At 30.2% G+C, this 16,564-nt stretch carries 17 protein-coding genes; 3 read left to right on the forward strand and 14 right to left on the reverse strand.

The window, feature by feature from the left end:
* Positions 1-44 precede the first annotated feature (44 nt).
* From G9F72_RS14215 to G9F72_RS14250, 8 genes are all read right to left on the reverse strand, one after another.
* Entirely contained in the window at positions 45-824 is a 780-nt protein-coding gene (locus G9F72_RS14215; protein WP_164955312.1) for an MBL fold metallo-hydrolase, read from the reverse strand.
* A gap of 63 nt (positions 825-887) precedes the next feature.
* Complete coding sequence (locus G9F72_RS14220) at positions 888-1,655, reverse strand: class I SAM-dependent methyltransferase (protein WP_164955313.1); 768 nt, start codon at positions 1,653-1,655, stop codon at positions 888-890.
* A 358-nt stretch (positions 1,656-2,013) separates the two neighbouring features.
* A complete protein-coding gene (locus tag G9F72_RS14225) occupies positions 2,014-2,535 on the reverse strand; it encodes a GNAT family N-acetyltransferase (RefSeq protein WP_164955314.1) in 522 nt (173 codons plus the stop codon).
* 103 nt (positions 2,536-2,638) lie between these two features.
* Positions 2,639-2,842: a hypothetical protein gene (locus G9F72_RS14230; protein WP_224676134.1), complete on the reverse strand. Its 204-nt coding sequence runs from the start codon at positions 2,840-2,842 to the stop codon at positions 2,639-2,641.
* A 33-nt stretch (positions 2,843-2,875) separates the two neighbouring features.
* The gene (locus G9F72_RS14235) at positions 2,876-3,889 is read right to left on the reverse strand and encodes a phosphotransferase (RefSeq protein WP_164955315.1); all 1,014 of its coding nucleotides are present in this window, start codon (positions 3,887-3,889) and stop codon (positions 2,876-2,878) included.
* 197 nt (positions 3,890-4,086) lie between these two features.
* Positions 4,087-4,230, reverse strand: coding sequence for a hypothetical protein (locus G9F72_RS14240; RefSeq protein WP_164955316.1), 144 nt, complete (start codon positions 4,228-4,230; stop codon positions 4,087-4,089).
* 226 nt (positions 4,231-4,456) lie between these two features.
* The gene (locus G9F72_RS14245; protein ID WP_164955317.1) at positions 4,457-4,867 is read right to left on the reverse strand and encodes a hypothetical protein; all 411 of its coding nucleotides are present in this window, start codon (positions 4,865-4,867) and stop codon (positions 4,457-4,459) included.
* Between the two features lie 198 nt (positions 4,868-5,065).
* A complete protein-coding gene (locus G9F72_RS14250) occupies positions 5,066-5,374 on the reverse strand; it encodes a hypothetical protein (RefSeq protein WP_164955318.1) in 309 nt (102 codons plus the stop codon).
* Positions 5,375-5,848: 474 nt separating this feature from the next.
* Between G9F72_RS14250 and G9F72_RS14255 the strand changes: the two genes are divergently transcribed.
* Entirely contained in the window at positions 5,849-6,160 is a 312-nt protein-coding gene (locus tag G9F72_RS14255) for a dihydrofolate reductase family protein (protein ID WP_202054821.1), read from the forward strand.
* A gap of 126 nt (positions 6,161-6,286) precedes the next feature.
* Positions 6,287-6,724 (forward strand): helix-turn-helix domain-containing protein, encoded by a 438-nt coding sequence (locus tag G9F72_RS14260; protein ID WP_164955319.1) that lies wholly within the window; start codon positions 6,287-6,289, stop codon positions 6,722-6,724.
* Positions 6,725-6,868: 144 nt separating this feature from the next.
* Here the strand turns inward: G9F72_RS14260 and G9F72_RS14265 are convergent, their stop codons facing one another.
* The 6 genes from G9F72_RS14265 to G9F72_RS14290 all read right to left on the reverse strand — a co-directional run bounded on the left by G9F72_RS14265 (position 6,869) and on the right by G9F72_RS14290 (position 14,731).
* Complete coding sequence (locus G9F72_RS14265; RefSeq protein ID WP_164955320.1) at positions 6,869-7,522, reverse strand: pentapeptide repeat-containing protein; 654 nt, start codon at positions 7,520-7,522, stop codon at positions 6,869-6,871.
* A 302-nt stretch (positions 7,523-7,824) separates the two neighbouring features.
* The gene (locus G9F72_RS14270) at positions 7,825-8,103 is read right to left on the reverse strand and encodes a hypothetical protein (RefSeq protein ID WP_164955321.1); all 279 of its coding nucleotides are present in this window, start codon (positions 8,101-8,103) and stop codon (positions 7,825-7,827) included.
* 134 nt (positions 8,104-8,237) lie between these two features.
* Positions 8,238-9,290: a DMT family transporter gene (locus tag G9F72_RS14275; protein WP_164955322.1), complete on the reverse strand. Its 1,053-nt coding sequence runs from the start codon at positions 9,288-9,290 to the stop codon at positions 8,238-8,240.
* 316 nt (positions 9,291-9,606) lie between these two features.
* Positions 9,607-11,511, reverse strand: a complete 1,905-nt coding sequence (locus G9F72_RS14280; RefSeq protein WP_164955323.1) for an alpha-glucosidase — start codon at positions 11,509-11,511, stop codon at positions 9,607-9,609.
* A gap of 32 nt (positions 11,512-11,543) precedes the next feature.
* Positions 11,544-12,881: an MFS transporter gene (locus G9F72_RS14285; protein ID WP_164955324.1), complete on the reverse strand. Its 1,338-nt coding sequence runs from the start codon at positions 12,879-12,881 to the stop codon at positions 11,544-11,546.
* A gap of 71 nt (positions 12,882-12,952) precedes the next feature.
* Positions 12,953-14,731, reverse strand: coding sequence for a glycoside hydrolase family 36 protein (locus G9F72_RS14290; RefSeq protein ID WP_164955325.1), 1,779 nt, complete (start codon positions 14,729-14,731; stop codon positions 12,953-12,955).
* A gap of 698 nt (positions 14,732-15,429) precedes the next feature.
* Here G9F72_RS14290 and G9F72_RS14295 point away from each other — a divergent pair.
* Complete coding sequence (locus tag G9F72_RS14295; RefSeq protein WP_164955326.1) at positions 15,430-16,554, forward strand: metallophosphoesterase family protein; 1,125 nt, start codon at positions 15,430-15,432, stop codon at positions 16,552-16,554.
* Positions 16,555-16,564 lie beyond the last annotated feature (10 nt).

Here is a 16,564-nt window from a genome sequence, read left to right on the forward strand (position 1 = left end):
TAAGAATATCATGATTCAAAATTTTAAAATGACTCTACGTTATTTTAGATATCTATATTCATTCCATCATAAGCAAATTCTAAATTACTATATTTTTGTTCTAGTTTTTTATAGTCTTCGAAGTTTAAACCATCAACTTCTTCAATATGAGTAAATATTACCTTCTTCGGTTTCAAATCATTAATAATTCTAAGATTATCTCTTTGAAAACTTGTTACATCATCCTCAATGGTATTCATGTAACCTAAACCCATAATTATTAAATCTACATTATATAATTCATCCATGATAGGCAAGTACATAGAATGACAAGGACAGTACAATACTTTTTTATTGCCTTCTTCAATTAAAAAAGCATAAGCAAAATTGTTAAGTAGTTTGATTCTTTTAACAGAAACCTTATCAAATATTATATTAGCATCTATATTTATAATCCTGCAATAGTCTAGGTGTTCGTAGAATGAAAAGATAGAATTACTTTTGTTAAACGCAATTTCTATCTTTTCAGGTGGCATATAAATATTAATTGGGACTTTATCATTTCGGTCTTCCATTAATACCTCAATAATTCTGCAACCTAAAGTATGGTCAGGATGCCAATGGGTATAGAAAATATGTTTCACTTCATCAACATTATAAATGTTAAGCTCTTCATTTATATCTTCTGGCGTATCAAATAACATAGATTCTTCATGCAAAAATAAACTCTGTCCAAGTCTTTTATATGGAAATCCTTTTAACCTCGCTTCTTGACATACTTTACATGAGCAACAAGCTCTTGGGATTCTTATAGCACCACCACTACCTAAAATTGTAAACCTCATGAAATCACCCCCTTATAACATATTATGTCACAATATAAGAAAAATTTCTTTCTCTATATAATCCTATGCGAGGTTAGGTTTTTGAGCAACAATAGTAAATCTGTGTTGTTTGCTTTCAATAAATCCTTGTTCTTCAATTTTTGATTGCAATAGACATAATTGCTTAAAACAACTATCAACAGAGAAATTTGGAAATTCCCATTCAATAATTTTTGCATAATAAACCAATGCTCCCACATCAAAAAATTTCTGGTTTGGAAAACATTCATCTGACTTTAAGATAGTCAAACCTTTACTTTTAATTAGACCCAAATTACTTTTTAATGTATGTTCATTACTGTTAATTTCATTAAAATCACTTATTAAAAACCTTCGTAACTCATTGTTGTTTAAATCGCCAACTTGCTGTGTAATAAACAAACCATTCGGTTTTAACAATCGGTAAACTTCGCTGATATCAAAAGATGCCTGGCGGTTTATTATAATGTCAAACATATTATTTTCAAATGGCAGGTAATCATCATTAAAAACCTGCCTGACATCAATTCCAAGTGGCGTTAGTGTCTTATTGCATAACTCAAAATTAGGGAGATATGCCTCTGTAGCATATGTATTGCTATAAGGGTGTTTAAAAGTCAACAGATGCTCACCACCCCCAGTTCCCATATCTAACAATTTTGAATTGGTATTTAAATATTGACGAACCATCCTGTCATAATTCCATGGTAACGGTTCTTCTGTTTTTCGATTACTAATGTACGAAAAATCCCAACCTTGAAAAGTCTTTTTTTCTTCAGTCAACCAGAATTCTTTTAGCTCCATAACCTTCATAACATAACCCCTTTTCATATTTAATTTTGATGAAAAGCAGTGCAGTTACTGATACCAAATTCCACACTCTCGGCACAATCCGCTATCAGATTATATTAACTGCACCGAGTTGTTAATTGGTTTTCTTATTTTCATAAAAATCACTTCCTCACATACAGCGAATAGAATACCGTATATTACTTACAAAATTATTAATTTAGCAACTGATTATTAACGCTTTCATAATATTCTGCTGTTTTAATAATATCATATGTTCGAAAATTTAAATGTGATTGAAGAAGACTTTTTTCCATAATAATATCCTCCTTAAATCTATATAAATAATCTGCGAATAATCATACTTTAAATCAGTATTTTATTATTTGTCATTAGATGTGCTAATACTATATTTGTATAGGTTTTCATTTTCCTCTTCATCAAAAATAGTCCCTAATAATTTACCATTATTCTTTTCAATAATTTTTCTCGAAAATGCATTATCTATGTTACAAGTAACCATTACCTCTTTTATACCAATTTTTTCTGCTTCAACTAATGCTAATTTTAGAATTTGAGTACCATAGCCTTTTTTTCTATAATCTGGTGATATATCATAGCCTATATGCCCATCTGTACCTACATCTTGAGACCTAACTCTTACTACTCCTACAACTTCATTATTATCAATTAACCAAAATGTTGAGGTTATAACCCATCCTTTAGGTAAATCTATTCCTTTAGAATACTTGTATAAATCGTCTACATATTCATTAAAATTTTCCATTCCTTTTTTATATTTAGTAAAATAATAATTATCATTTGCATTTTTATATGCTATAACATAATCTTCAAAACTCTTTTTATATTCTTTGCTTGGCATAGATAAAAATAAATCTTTCATAAGATACACTCCTTTTTTACATATACTAATTCGCCATATTCTAGAAGTTCGACATATCCCCGTTACTCTTTAACTGATTAATATCTTTTTAAAACATGGCTTTTCAGATATCTCTAATATATTCCCTCCACTTATCAAGTGTGTCACATTTTAGGGACTGTCCATTATATAAATCTTCAATTTCTTTTATCATAAAATCAGCAAAATCTACTAATATGTTTGACTGTATTCCGAATGTTATGTGGACATCATTATATGCATTTAATGCGGACAAATAGCATTTTCCGCAACTTCTACCACTTTTCATACAAATTAAGCTTATAATCCCTTGCCATTGTCATTAAATCTCATTACTTAGCCACTTTTCTAATTCAGAAATCATATCTGCATAACGCCTAATGGTGTTTATTGTTCCTGTTACCTCCGCAGTTCCCATCTGCTGTTCTTCGACATCTGTACATTCAATCCATAAAGACCGTTTCAAACTATATTCGAGCCAGCCTAACTTGCCTAAAAAACCATTTACTAAGACCATTCTCCAATTTGCTTGTAGTGTTCCGTATCTCTTTTTATATCCATCTATAAAAGCAAAAAATCTTTCTTTATCAATGTTTCCTATTTCATTTTCAGACCAGTAAATAGCTGTTTCAGTCAATTCTTGCATAGGATTTGTATAGCCAGCTGACTCCCAATCAATAATAATGGGATTGTCTTGGCTCCACATAACATTTTTAGAATCTAAATCCCTATGACTAATAACCATATCTGATCCGAGCTGTTTTGCTGATTTATTTGCCTGAGCATTCCAATCGTAAAGCTTATCAATGATTTCAAGTAACGGATTAACCCACACTGTATTATTTTTTTGTCCCTTTTGCAGATAGTAATTCCAATCTGTTATCGGTACATTATCTGACCAATCATTGATTATGCCTAACCCTGAAAAATCGGTCATATGTATATCCGCAAGAATACCACCTATTTTTTCGCAATGGGCACTATTGATTTCATTAGGTTTCAGACTTTTACCATCTACCCAATCGAACACAAGATAGAATTGCTTGTCTATTTCTTGCATGAAAGTGCCATTAAATTTCTTAGCTGGAAGAGCAGGCATATTATTTAATGCAATATTTGCAATTCGTTCTGAATTGATAAAGTGCTGCATTGCCACAAGTCTAAGCATTATTTGAGGGTTTAATGCTTTAATTGCATATTTGCCTTGCGTGGTTTCGATAGCGTACATTCTGTGTAAAAGCCCACCCGATATTGCTTTAGGCACACTAACTATTTCTCCAAGTTTCAAAATATTACACAATTTTTCAAATTGTAAATTGTACTGTATATCACTCATTTTTTTTACTCCTCATTACGTTTTTATGCATTATATAAATAATCCTTATTTCGCCTTGTTATACTATGTCATCACTAAAGAATATTTCGTAACAGACTAACTCTTATATTAAATAAAAACCCTTTACTTAAACCAATTTAATATTTCTTCTGCTACTAAGTTAGGGTTGTCCCAGTGAAGTAAATGTGTTGCCTCTACTACTTTAATAAATGTCCTAACTCAATAAAACTAAGACTTGTACTTCCTAAGCCATGCAAACATATAATTGTTGGATTTTCAGCATTTCCCCACTCATGGATTCTTGCCTCACCCCCCTCTTTATTAATATAAATTTCTTTCATTTTTTTCTCCTTATAAATAAATTTAATTGTTGATATTTACAAACATAAGTGCTATGACGTGAACTCACATCATAGCCTTTTTATTTTTTATACTAGGTATACAATTACTACACCACCTGCCCCCTCTTATTAGATTCCTTTTTAAATTAAGATATCTTGATACGTCATAAATTACAAGGTTATAGTAATTTTAAAACCTTTAAGAATATTACGTGCTAGTTTAATGCTACTTCATTGTATTTGGAAGATTATCATTATCAATACTCTCTAATAAATTTACACTATTTGTGGTGACAGTATACTTCCAATAACTCTTTGCATATTTCCCATTTACACTAATGCCCCAATCTTTTGTAAGGGTTACTTCATAAATAGATTCACCAGCGTTCTCAACTTTTGTTGTAAATTTAACATTTGCTGTTGTACCTTGTGGTCCACCAGTAGGTAATTTTTTTGTTATAGTGTCAGATTGGCTTGAAGGAAAGTCTGGATGGTCTTTTACTACCATTAATATTGCTTTGGCTTCATCAAACGTGTTTTTACTAATATTATTGCTTACAGTAAGCAAACTTTTTGCACACCCCGTAAGTGAAATGCAAATACAAACAGTAGTTATAAATGAAACTATTTTTTTCATTAATTATTCCCCCAGACTCGCTATTAATTTTAAAAAAGTTATAATTTTTTCTTGAATTTCATATTGTTTAGGACTCCTTCTAGTTATATTTTTTTGAAATTTGACACAAACCATTTATTTGATTATACCATATTTACCGTATATTGGAGATAATAAATATGTCACTATGTTACCTTAAAAAAGATAAATTTTTCATCACTAGTTATAAATCCCAAAACAATACTGAATGTATTGACTTATATTTATATCTAAATTAAACCCTTTCTTAGCTAGACTTTCTAGAATAAATTTATCAATACCATATGGCTTACTAAGCTCATTAATATACTTCAGACTGATTATCACTTCAAAGTTTGCCATAACTATTCTGACATCATCCTCAGAAATATTTTGAACCAAAACTTTTGTATCAAACTCCATACTTAAAGCGTTTACCACTACATTTAAATATCCTTCTGCATTCATATTTTTTACCATATACCCTCTTATAAATCCTGTAGTATTCATTTTTATCCAACCCCTCAAATTCATTTTAAAATGAAAAAATCTTCTTATCCTAAGATAAGAAGATAGATGAATGTCATATTATTCTTCACCGCCTTATCGTTTTTAGCTGAACCACCTTACTATTGCAGGTTGGTATAGGGTCATAGAGCTAAATCTCTACCCTAATTCTTAATATATTGATGTTTAATTTTTACAATTAAATCATATCATACAAGTTGTAAAAATGCTATGGTTTTCTTGTTAGTAACTTAGCAATTGTATTTAAGTGCGTCGTAACTGTTAAATCTAAAAGCACGAATAATCAGGTATAGAAAAATGAACTAGATTGGTTATCAATAGTTGAAATCCCAAATGAAGATTATGGATATGAAAAGTTTGTTCAAGGCGTTGATACCGTAATAATGGGAAAAAAACATACGATAAAGTGCTTTCTTTCGGTGTGAATTTTCCACATAAAGAAAGGAATGCTATGTAATTTCAAGGTCCAGAACCGGTTTTGACGAGAATGTAGAATGTTATTCTGGTAATTTAAAAAATCTAATTGAAGATTTAAAGAATAGAGCGGGTAGTAATATCTTTATTGACGGTGGAGCAGAGATTGTAAATGAATTGTTAAAAATCGATATGATTGACGAATTTATAATATCTATAATTCCAATATTCCTAGGGAGTGGAATTAGGCTTTTCAAAGATGGAAGGCCCAACAAACGACTAAATTTAAAAAGCACAAAGGAATTTACATCAGGTCTTGTTCAATTGTGGTATGAAAAGTTAAATATTTTATAACGACGTTACAAAAAAATAAAACCATCCATAAAGCAACTACAGGTTGCTTTTAGAAACACTCAGTTGGTTTGTCTTTTTACTGCAGAATGCTACAATTTAAGCATAAATTCGAAAGGAGAGAACAAAATGAAAACAGGCGAAAAAATAGCTAAGGCAAGAAAAGATATCAATTTGACACAAGACCAATTAGCTGAATTATTGGAAGTTACAAGGCAGACTATTTCCAAATGGGAATCCGACTTAACTTTTCCAGAAACTTCAAAAATTTCAAAACTAGCTGAAGTGTTGAAAGTAAGTTGTGATCATCTATTGAGGGATGATAAGTCAGTTACAGCTGAAGTATCTATGCAGAGCTCAGATGGTTATGTTGTTGACTGGACTAAACTTTATCCGATTCTTGGAGAATATCAAAGCACCGTAGATTGTAAGCAATATCATAGAATATTCACTGAGATGATAAAAGATATGAAGATAACATATAATTACTCTTTAGATGATACAATTTTGGTTCTCAAAGATTTTCTATATAAAGCATATCTAAATATGCAGAAGGAAGAAAAATAAAGCAATATAAAAAACAAAATTTAGAGTCGTAAATGCCGTAAATTCATAACAATTTTACGGCATTTTTATGTCGCATTCATTAATTTAAAATTAAAAAATCTTCTTATCCTAAGATAAGAAGATAGATGAAAGTCATATTAAATTTTATATAACAATAAGACCTAGTATGGTAGAAAGAGAAACGGCTTGCATGGAGGTAACTTTTGCGCCCTTCACATCAGCAATATTTATTCCTATACCTTCAATATCACAAGTAGTAAAATCTATTCCTTTAAGAGTTGTGAAATTCATTTGAGACTGAGTTAAATCAGACTCTTGAAATTCAACTTTTAAAAATTTTGAATTTTGAAAATCTGAAGAACGTAATTGACATTGAAGAAATGCAACTTGTTTACAATTAGAATAACTAAAAAAAGCTAATTGACCATTACAATTTTCAAAAATTACATCTCTCAAAGTAGCTTCACTTAAATTTATGCCAATAATTTTACAATTATCAAATTCTACTCTACTTAATGAAGCCTCATTAAAATCAACATTTGATAAATCACAATTTTCAAATCTCACATCTACCATTTCTATACGTCTGAAAGTTATTTTATTAAAAATAACTTTTTTAAATATTACTTGTTTAAAAGCCACTCTGTCTGCTTTATGGTTTTCTAAAGAACAATCACTAACTGTTCCAAAGGAAAATACACTTTCATCTTCAATATTTTCTTTAGATAACTCTATAATATCTAAATCGCTATCAAATTTAGGTCTTAAAATTTTTGTTTTTCTTTTCTTCTGTTCCATATGTAGTTACCTCCATTTTATTCTTTAAACAAATAACCTTACGTAAAGGTATTCTCTAAACTAAGGCTTTATTTATTTTTTAATTAGAAATATAATTATAACACGTTTTCATCAAATATATTTTTTTAAAAATGAAAAAAATTTCTTATCCTAAGATAAGAAGATTTTATATCAAAAGCTCTTCTAATATCTCATCACAATAAATCTTTTTACAGATAAAATAATAAACTACTTGTATAAGCGAAAATATTAACGAAACTATTACATTAGAATATATAAAATACATACTTCCATTATCTGTGCTATCTTGATTGAAAATTATAGTATAAGCAAAAGCTAACATAATCCCAATGATAGGTCCTATAAAAAATTTTCGAAGCAACTTCTAGCATACTTTCATAACTATTAAAAGGTGAAAATAGCTCTTTTGTGGTTTTATTTGTTATCTCTAGATCACTTTTAAGCTCATCAACTATAGCTTTTGTAGCTTTCCAATTGTTAAAGTTGTATAACTGAAATTTACCAAGTTCATAACTTTTCTTTTGCTCCTTAATAAAATTATAATCACTTTCATTTACCACATTAATAACGGGATAGCTATAATTATCATTTTTAAATAACCCTTTAAAAACATTCTCTTGAATACTTTATTACTATGTTTTTGCTATCTTTTTTAATTCTCGCACCTACAGGCTGAAAGAAAATTAATTGTAATTTAATGATCATGACTATGATGAATATCTTGTGTGTGTTTATGTGAATGAATATATTCCTCATGAGTATGATTATGATTATGAGTTCCGATAATAGTTTTATCGTGAGTATGGTTATGATGACCCTCATCATGACTGTGGCTATGCTCATGAGTTATTACATTATGACTATGTTTATGATTATGCACTTCTGTTGAAGCATAACACGTACCTATAATCATAATTACTAATGCGATAACAAATGAGAATGTTGGTATTTCTCTAAAAATTATCAGTGATAATCCCACACCAATAAATGGTGCTATAGCATAATATGCACTTGTTCTTGCTGCTCCTAAATCTCTTTGAGCATAGATATAAAAGAATATACTTAATCCATAAGCAAAGAATCCTAATAGGAGTGCTGCCAAAATATAAAGGACATTATTTATTTGTTCACCTAATACAAGTGCAATTAGTAAAGAACCAATTCCAGACCCAAATCCTTTAATTACAACAATTTCTAATGGATCTTTTACAGATAACTTTCTTGTACAGTTATTTTCAAGTCCCCAACAGATACATGCAAGCAACACAAAAATTGAACCAAAAGAAAAGGAAAAACTACTCATATCTTCTACAGATAAAATAATACTTGATATAGTAATTAAAGAAATAGCAACCCATAGTCGTTTACTGATAGATTCCTTAAATATTAATAACGCAATTAGTGAGGTTGCAACAATTTCAAAATTGTTAAGTAGTGATACACTGGCAGAAGTTGTCATGGTAAGTCCAACCATTAGAAATATAGGTGCTACAATATCTAATGCAACCATTCCAACTGTAAATGGAAGTTCTTGTTTAGTAAGTCTGGCTTCCGTTTTATTCTTATATTTCTTTTTCTTAATAAATCCAACAATGGACATTCCAAGTCCTGCTCCTAGATAGAGAAATGATGCCATTAGTGTAGGAGGTATTTCTTTTAGTAGTAGTTTGGACACAGGTGCACTAATAGCATATAATGCTGCTGCTAATATGGCAAAAGAAATTGACTTATATTGTTTGATTTTCATTTTGAATACCTCACAAATATTATTTTATAAATTGATGGATAGCATTATTAAAATCTTCCAGTACCTTTTTATTTTCAGTTTCTACTTCATTTACAACACATGTCTTTTTATGATCTTGTAAAATAATTATACCATTATTTAATTTATGTCACGCGCTATTTTTAATGACAATACTTGAAATTCATATATTAATTTATGTATAAATGATTAAAAAACAAAAATCCTCAATATTACACTACAGTACTATTGAGGATTAAAAGATTAAATATTCAATGAACATATTGTAATCATTGAAACGGCTAAAGTTACATTAAATCTAATTACTAACACTATATATCGTAGCCTCATACGCTCTAAGTTTTTTACTCTTTTCGGTGTAATTTGACAGTAATTCTTTGTAATTACTACTACTTTTAGGTATTGCTTTTTCTTTATTTGATAAATTGATTTCAATATAAAACTTAATCCCATCAAGTTGTCTATAATAACAAAATAAGTCTTTAGTTTTTTCTTTTACGGGTATAAACTCTCCATAAATCAAGGCCTTGTTCTCCCTGCGTAATGCAATAATTGCTTTGTAAAAATTAAAAGGAGAATTTTTATCTTTAATTTGAATATCAGCATTACAATTTTCGAAATCTTTGTTTCCATGGAGCCATGGTGTACCCGTAGTGAACCCAGCATTTAGTTCTCCATTCCATTGCATTGGTGTTCTAGCATGGTCACGACTTCCTGCATTTATTTTTCTTAGAGCACTTTCTTTATTCATACTGACCATTAATTCATTATAAAGTTGGATGCTTTCAATATCCTTTATTTCATCTATAGACTTAAAATCAGAATTAACCATGCCTAGCTCTTGTCCTTGAAAAATAAAAGGTGTACCTTTTAAAGTGAATTGAATAGCTGCTAGCAGTTTACTCAAAACATCACGATACTGTGGATCAGGATTGATTTTTGAAATCATTCTGGGATTGTCATGATTTTCAAAAAACAGTGTATTCCAACAGCTGTTACCATAATTTAATTGCCAATCAATCAATATTTTCTTAAGATAATTTAAATCATATCGATAATCATCAAATCTCACTTTGCCAGGGTTTTCAAGATGATCAAAACTAAATACCATATCAAGCTCTTTTCGATAATCAGCAGTTAAAAGTTTACTCATTTGCATACCAGTACCCGGTGATTCACCCACGGTAAACACATCGAAATTGTCAAAAGTTCTACTTCTCATTTCTTTGAGATACTCATGAAGCCTGGGTCCATAGAAATAATGTTCTATACCACAGTAACCCATCATCTCCCCTATAAGAGTATTTCCCTCTGGCAAACCAGGTGATTTAGAGATATAACTTATAACATCTAACCTGAAACCGTCAATACCTTTACTTAGCCACCATTTAATCATGTCATGTAGTTCAGCTCGTAGTGCTTGGTTTTCCCAGTTTAAATCCATCTGCTTTTTTGAGAATAAATGCAGACACCACTGATCTTTTTCACTGTAGTAATTCCATGCACTTCCACTAAAAAACGAAGTCCAGTTATTAGGTGGCACATCAGTTTTCTCTGATTTCTTCCACAAATAATAGTCTTTATAGGGCGAATTATCATCTTTCAATGCACTTTTAAACCATGTGTGTTCATCAGATGTATGGTTAATAACCAAGTCCATAATGATTTTCAAACCATAGGAATGGGCCTTTTGAAGCAGATTATTAAAATCCTCCATATTACCAAATTCACTCATTATGGCACGATAATCACGTATATCATAACCATTGTCATCATTTGGAGAGTCATAAATTGGAGATAACCATATAACATCAACTCCAAGCGACTTCAGATAATCTAATTTCTCAGTTATGCCATTTATATCTCCAATGCCATCACCATTTGAATCCTTAAAGCTTTTAGGGTAAATCTGATAAACTACCACCTCTTTCCACCAAATCTCTTTAGGTTTTAAATCATTTGATAGTGGTATGTCATTTTCACTGTTAAGTAAAGTCAGTAGTGTGGATATAAAATCATTATTCACAATTTTAGGAGCTAGAAGGCTTAATTGCTTTAGGCGTATATTACGAATAATTGGATTATTAACAAGAGTCATACTTTTTCCCATTTGAAGTAATATTTTGGCTATTATATCATGACCGATAGGACTTTGTAGAAGCTCTTTAATACGACTGTTAGAAGTATATTTAAGGCTATTCATTATAAAACACCCTACCTTTATTAATAGTTTATTTACTCTTTTGCTGAAAGTTCTCTTAACTGGTTAGACACCATCATTTCAGCCACTTGCGCTTCACTAAGTTTGTAGAAAAAAGTCATAATTATAAGCATTACCAAATAACCGCTAATTGGAACCAGACTCATGATAATCCATATTCCATGCAGCGCATCTGGAGTTTGAGTATTTGATTGAGCTACATAACCGAATAAGCCCATCAACTGCAAACATAATGTTACACATAGCGCTCCCGATAGCTTTGTCATAAGCGTTTGTACTGAAAAAGAAATAGCCTCGGTACGTTCTCCATTTATATATGCACCATATTCAATACAATCTGCTGTAAACATACCATAAATCAGTAAAGGCAATTGCATGAATACCACTCTTACCGCTGCTATTGCTAAAAAAAGATTAAAGTTACTATAACCAACAAAATATTGTATGATACACATAAAAATGGTCATAATACAGGAAAATATAGTAATATTTTTCTTTCCAAATTTTTTAATAAGCATTGGCAACATGGGGGCTAGTATAACTACAGGAATTATTGTTATACCCATTATAATAGTAACCAAACCTTTGTTACCAAGATTGGAGTTAGCAAAATAAACAGCCATAGTTTGTAGTGAATTAGTAGAGCTTATTGCCAGGAAGCCCACGTAATAGATCAGTAATTTTTTATTCTTAAATAAAAAAGTGAATATTTTACGAAAAGTAATGTTCTTGCTGCGTTTATACTGTATACGTTCTTTACAAAGAAACTGCAATGGAAGCATTGCTAAAAATGATATAAGTGCATAGATTCCAATGGAACCTGTCCAACCAACTACACCTTGTAGTGACATAAAAACTGCACTTGAAATTGCGGCAAGTGCCGCTGCTAATCGACCATAAGAAATCAACTTATCCCGTTCAAAAACATTGTCTGTCATAGCCGTAGACAGTGAAAATAGTGGAGAGTCTGACATTGTGTAGAGCAAACCCCACAGTATATAGGTGACATAAGCAATAATAAGTTTTGCATTATAAGTGTGACCAAAGTTAAAAAATACAAAAACAAGAGAAAGTGGAACTGTATAGGTTACGATGCGAAGCCATTGCAGGTACTTACTATTTTTAAAGGGATGCTTATCAACAAGTGCACCCATAAATGGGTCATAAAAAGCATCTAGCACACGTGCGATGAGTAAGAGTAATGATGCAGAGGCAATTGAGAGGCCCACACTTTCTGTATAATAAAAACTTAGAAACTGAAATTGCAGTGTATAGATAACATTTTGTCCAAAAAAGTAACCACCATAAGAAATTCGTTCGAGTTTAGAGGTACGGTAAGTTTGCTCCTTCATTTTATAATTCCCCCCCACTTGGATTGGTAAATATATGAAATATTTTCCGAGGTATTAAATGCAAATTTGAACTACAGCATAAATATATTTGTGCTTTCCATGTATTTCTTTTCTAAGGTCTCCGCTTTTATAAGACATATAGATTCATAAGGTTCTAGCGTTATTATGGTATTTTTAACAATTAGCCCTTTTTCTTTGTTGATATAACTTCCAGTTTCTATTGCTACATCAAGCTTACTCGCTTTTAAATTACTTAAAGCTAAATATTCATTGCTATCAATCATAAATCTAATTCTAACCACATCAGAAAAAGATACATTTTTAATTATCTTTTCCCTAATAGGAAATATAGATTTATAAAGTTGCATTTCTTCTTCACTGTATTCGCTAATATTATCTGAAGTGAAAACAAGTCCACCAAATATAAGATTTATCAGTAGCAAAGTGTATCTTTGATTTTGGGTTAGTTTATTATTTTTACTTCTTATAATAAAAACATCGGGGTCATTAAGAAAAGCGTGATTATTTAAGTGTCTTCTACCAATTGTGCTCTCTATACAATTTATTGTTGACACTCTTTCTCTATAGTGGAGACTACTGAGAATTTTATCCTCCCAAGAAAGTGACACATCACTTCCTATTCTACAGTAATCTGTGAACCCAAATGATGATCCAAGGGGCACGCCACAACCTAGAATAATTTTGTCTCCACATATCTCTCTTAGAAATTCCATTGCCTCATACATTATCTGACCTCTTGTTTTTTCTTTTCTAGGTATTAAGGCCACTGCATAAAGAAAATCCAACTTTACCATATCATAATTCCATACATTAAGTACTGTATGAAATACTTCTTTAATATAGTCTCTTACTTCCTCATTATAAAAATCAAGAACATAGAAAAAACCATTCCAACCAGGATTAAAACCTACCTTTTTTAGAATCCAAGACGGATGCTCCTTATAAATTAGTGATTTTTTATCACATACAAAGGGTGCAAGCCATATCCCTGCCTTATATCCAGATTTTTTTATTTCACTTGCTATAAATCCCATACCACTAGGAAATTTTTTATTTACATGAAGCCAATCCCCCAAAGTTTCTTGATATCCATCATCTATCTGAAAAATCTCTATAGGTATATCCCTTGACTTAAAAGCATTTAAGTTATCAATGACTATTTTCTCTGTAATTTTTGTATAATAATTATACCAACTAGTCCACCCAGTACAATGTGGAACTTTTGGTTTTGGTAGCTTCATTGCTTCAAAATATTTATCAAAAGAGTAATTCTCCTCGCCTTCTATAAAAAATAAGTTAAAAGCTTCATATTCTGACTCTATTACAAGTCCGCTACAATCCTTTATTACCTTTATATTTTCTTCTTTGTTATCATATTCAAAAACAGTGTAACCTGTCTTTTCGGAAATTGATCCAAACAACTTAATACTATTTTCCCATCTAATATAAGTATATGTAAAGCTCTGTAGCTTATTATGAAATGCTTCATAAAAACCATAATCCCCATACACGCTCATTATAGGCCATGCAATTTTTTTCAGTTTTGGTATGCACTCCTTTAAGTTAAATTCCCGGCTATTAGTCCAGGTTTGATATCCATTAAGAAAAACATGACTTTTCACTTCTATTTTTTCATCCATTTCAATTAAAAAAGTAATAACCTCCAGTTTTATCTTTGGTATAATTTTTACATTTATTCTTAAGCCATCAGCTTCAACATAGTTATTAATAATGATTTTAAAATCTTCCTTATCAATATTGCTATAAAAATTACATTCTTTTCTTATGTTATTTAAAGTATAAACAATTAATCCATTTTTAATATTCATAAATTAACTCCCCCCGATAAAAGTTTTGAACCTATCTATACTAGTCTAGATATTAACTTAATCATAATTGCATTTTCCATATTTTACAAGCGATTTATTTTATTTAAAATATTTTTTTATTCACTAATTAATTAGCTTCTTTTTATAATAATCAAATAGTAAACTATAACATTAATAACAAGGAGGAAAAAATGGAAAGTAAATTTTTAAAGCCACTAATTATTAGTTTTTTTACCTCTACTTTAACTTTATCTATGTTTAATGTCTTGATTTTTCTGTCTATGAGACCCTTTTGGTATTTCATAGATAGGGATACCAAGACGCCATTTCTTAATCGATTACCATTTTCCACCTTTTTATTTTCCTTATATACTTTATATTTTATATATTCTCTTATACTTTTTATTGTATTAATTAACAAACAAAAGAAACTTATTAGCCCTCTTGCTATTGTGAATATAGTAATTCCAATTATACTGGGGGTATTATTATCAGCTATTACTATTTACTTATTTATCCGAATGGAGGGTTCACAATATCTAGTAACCTCTTACCTAAAGTCCCCCACTCCTTATTTTTTTATTATTATGCTATTTTTTATCCTAATTTTTTTTAGTCCTACTTTGAAAATCAGCCAAATTCCTATATTTTATTACTTCGCTATAGTTGTTGCGTGTATATTATTACTTGTAAAAATTATGGATTTTGAAAATGTAAAAATAACTTCTGGTCCAAATGTTCAAATTATAGATAAAAACAGTATTGCAATACTTTGGACCACAGACAAAAACAGCACTTCTTATGTAGAATATGGTCCTGATAAAGATCATCTGAAAAAAGCCTTTATGTCTAATAATGGCCTAATCGATGCTAACACCAAAAACCATAAAGTAGTAATAGCTTCTCCTCAGCTTAGTTCAATAATTTATAGGGTTTTAAGCACCAAAATCAATCATAGTTATCAGAATAACGTAAACTATGGAAACACAACCCTAAGTAGCTTTAAAACTTATAGTGATTTAAGTTCAAAGGATAAATTAATATTCTATACTCTAAGTGATATACATGAAAATAATAATATATATAAAAATTTCTTATCAAAGGGTGATTATGATTTTGCTGTTTTAAATGGTGACACTATCAATACATTAGACAGTACTTCTGACATTATTGGCAAAATTTTAAAACCTGTATCCGCTACAACCAATGGTGAAAAACCCTTTTATTTCGTTCGAGGTAATCATGAGCCAAGAGGTGGTGCAGCTAGAGATTTGCCTAACTATTTAGCACTTCCAAATAATCAATACTATTACACCTTTAGCTTTGGACCTATTTTCGCAGTGGTCCTCGACTCTGGTGAGGACAAACTAGATTCAGACAAGGAATATAGTGGTTTAACAGATTTCGAAAATTATAGACAGCTGCAGACAAAGTGGTTGCAGGGTATATATGAAAGTGATGAATATAAAAATGCAAAATACAAAATTGCTTTTGTCCATATCCCATTGAATATGAGTAATAATAATAATAATAATAATAATACTACTGGAGTAGCTTCTTTAAAAACTTATCAAATGGATTGGAGTAATTTATTAACTAAAATGAAGATAGATGTAGTTTTTTCTGGTCATACTCATGTTCCCACAGTAGTAGAGCCTGATGGTAAAGAAATTTCTTTTCCAACAATCATAGGTGGGGGTCCCACTGAAAATCAAGATAAATATATTGCTATTAGAACAGAAGTTACTGAATCTGGGATGAAAATTTTCTTTGTTAGCTTTGATGGAAGCTTTAAGGAAGTTTATACAATATCAAAGCATTAATAGCATAAGA

Source organism: Clostridium estertheticum, assembly GCF_011065935.2.
GTDB classification, from domain to species: domain Bacteria; phylum Bacillota; class Clostridia; order Clostridiales; family Clostridiaceae; genus Clostridium_AD; species Clostridium_AD estertheticum_A.

Bases quoted from the DNA above. Each gene is read 5' to 3' on its own strand.
- G9F72_RS14215 (WP_164955312.1), bottom strand. From the start codon at position 824: ATGAGGTTTACAATTTTAGGTAGTGGTGGTGCTATAAGAATCCCAAGA.
- G9F72_RS14220 (WP_164955313.1), bottom strand. From the start codon at position 1,655: ATGAAGGTTATGGAGCTAAAAGAATTCTGGTTGACTGAAGAAAAAAAG.
- G9F72_RS14225 (WP_164955314.1), bottom strand. From the start codon at position 2,535: ATGAAAGATTTATTTTTATCTATGCCAAGCAAAGAATATAAAAAGAGT.
- G9F72_RS14230 (WP_224676134.1), bottom strand. From the start codon at position 2,842: ATGAAAAGTGGTAGAAGTTGCGGAAAATGCTATTTGTCCGCATTAAAT.
- G9F72_RS14235 (WP_164955315.1), bottom strand. From the start codon at position 3,889: ATGAGTGATATACAGTACAATTTACAATTTGAAAAATTGTGTAATATT.
- G9F72_RS14240 (WP_164955316.1), bottom strand. From the start codon at position 4,230: ATGAAAGAAATTTATATTAATAAAGAGGGGGGTGAGGCAAGAATCCAT.
- G9F72_RS14245 (WP_164955317.1), bottom strand. From the start codon at position 4,867: ATGAAAAAAATAGTTTCATTTATAACTACTGTTTGTATTTGCATTTCA.
- G9F72_RS14250 (WP_164955318.1), bottom strand. From the start codon at position 5,374: ATGAATACTACAGGATTTATAAGAGGGTATATGGTAAAAAATATGAAT.
- G9F72_RS14260 (WP_164955319.1), top strand. From the start codon at position 6,287: ATGAAAACAGGCGAAAAAATAGCTAAGGCAAGAAAAGATATCAATTTG.
- G9F72_RS14265 (WP_164955320.1), bottom strand. From the start codon at position 7,522: ATGGAACAGAAGAAAAGAAAAACAAAAATTTTAAGACCTAAATTTGAT.
- G9F72_RS14275 (WP_164955322.1), bottom strand. From the start codon at position 9,290: ATGAAAATCAAACAATATAAGTCAATTTCTTTTGCCATATTAGCAGCA.
- G9F72_RS14280 (WP_164955323.1), bottom strand. From the start codon at position 11,511: ATGAATAGCCTTAAATATACTTCTAACAGTCGTATTAAAGAGCTTCTA.
- G9F72_RS14285 (WP_164955324.1), bottom strand. From the start codon at position 12,881: ATGAAGGAGCAAACTTACCGTACCTCTAAACTCGAACGAATTTCTTAT.
- G9F72_RS14290 (WP_164955325.1), bottom strand. From the start codon at position 14,731: ATGAATATTAAAAATGGATTAATTGTTTATACTTTAAATAACATAAGA.
- G9F72_RS14295 (WP_164955326.1), top strand. From the start codon at position 15,430: ATGGATTTTGAAAATGTAAAAATAACTTCTGGTCCAAATGTTCAAATT.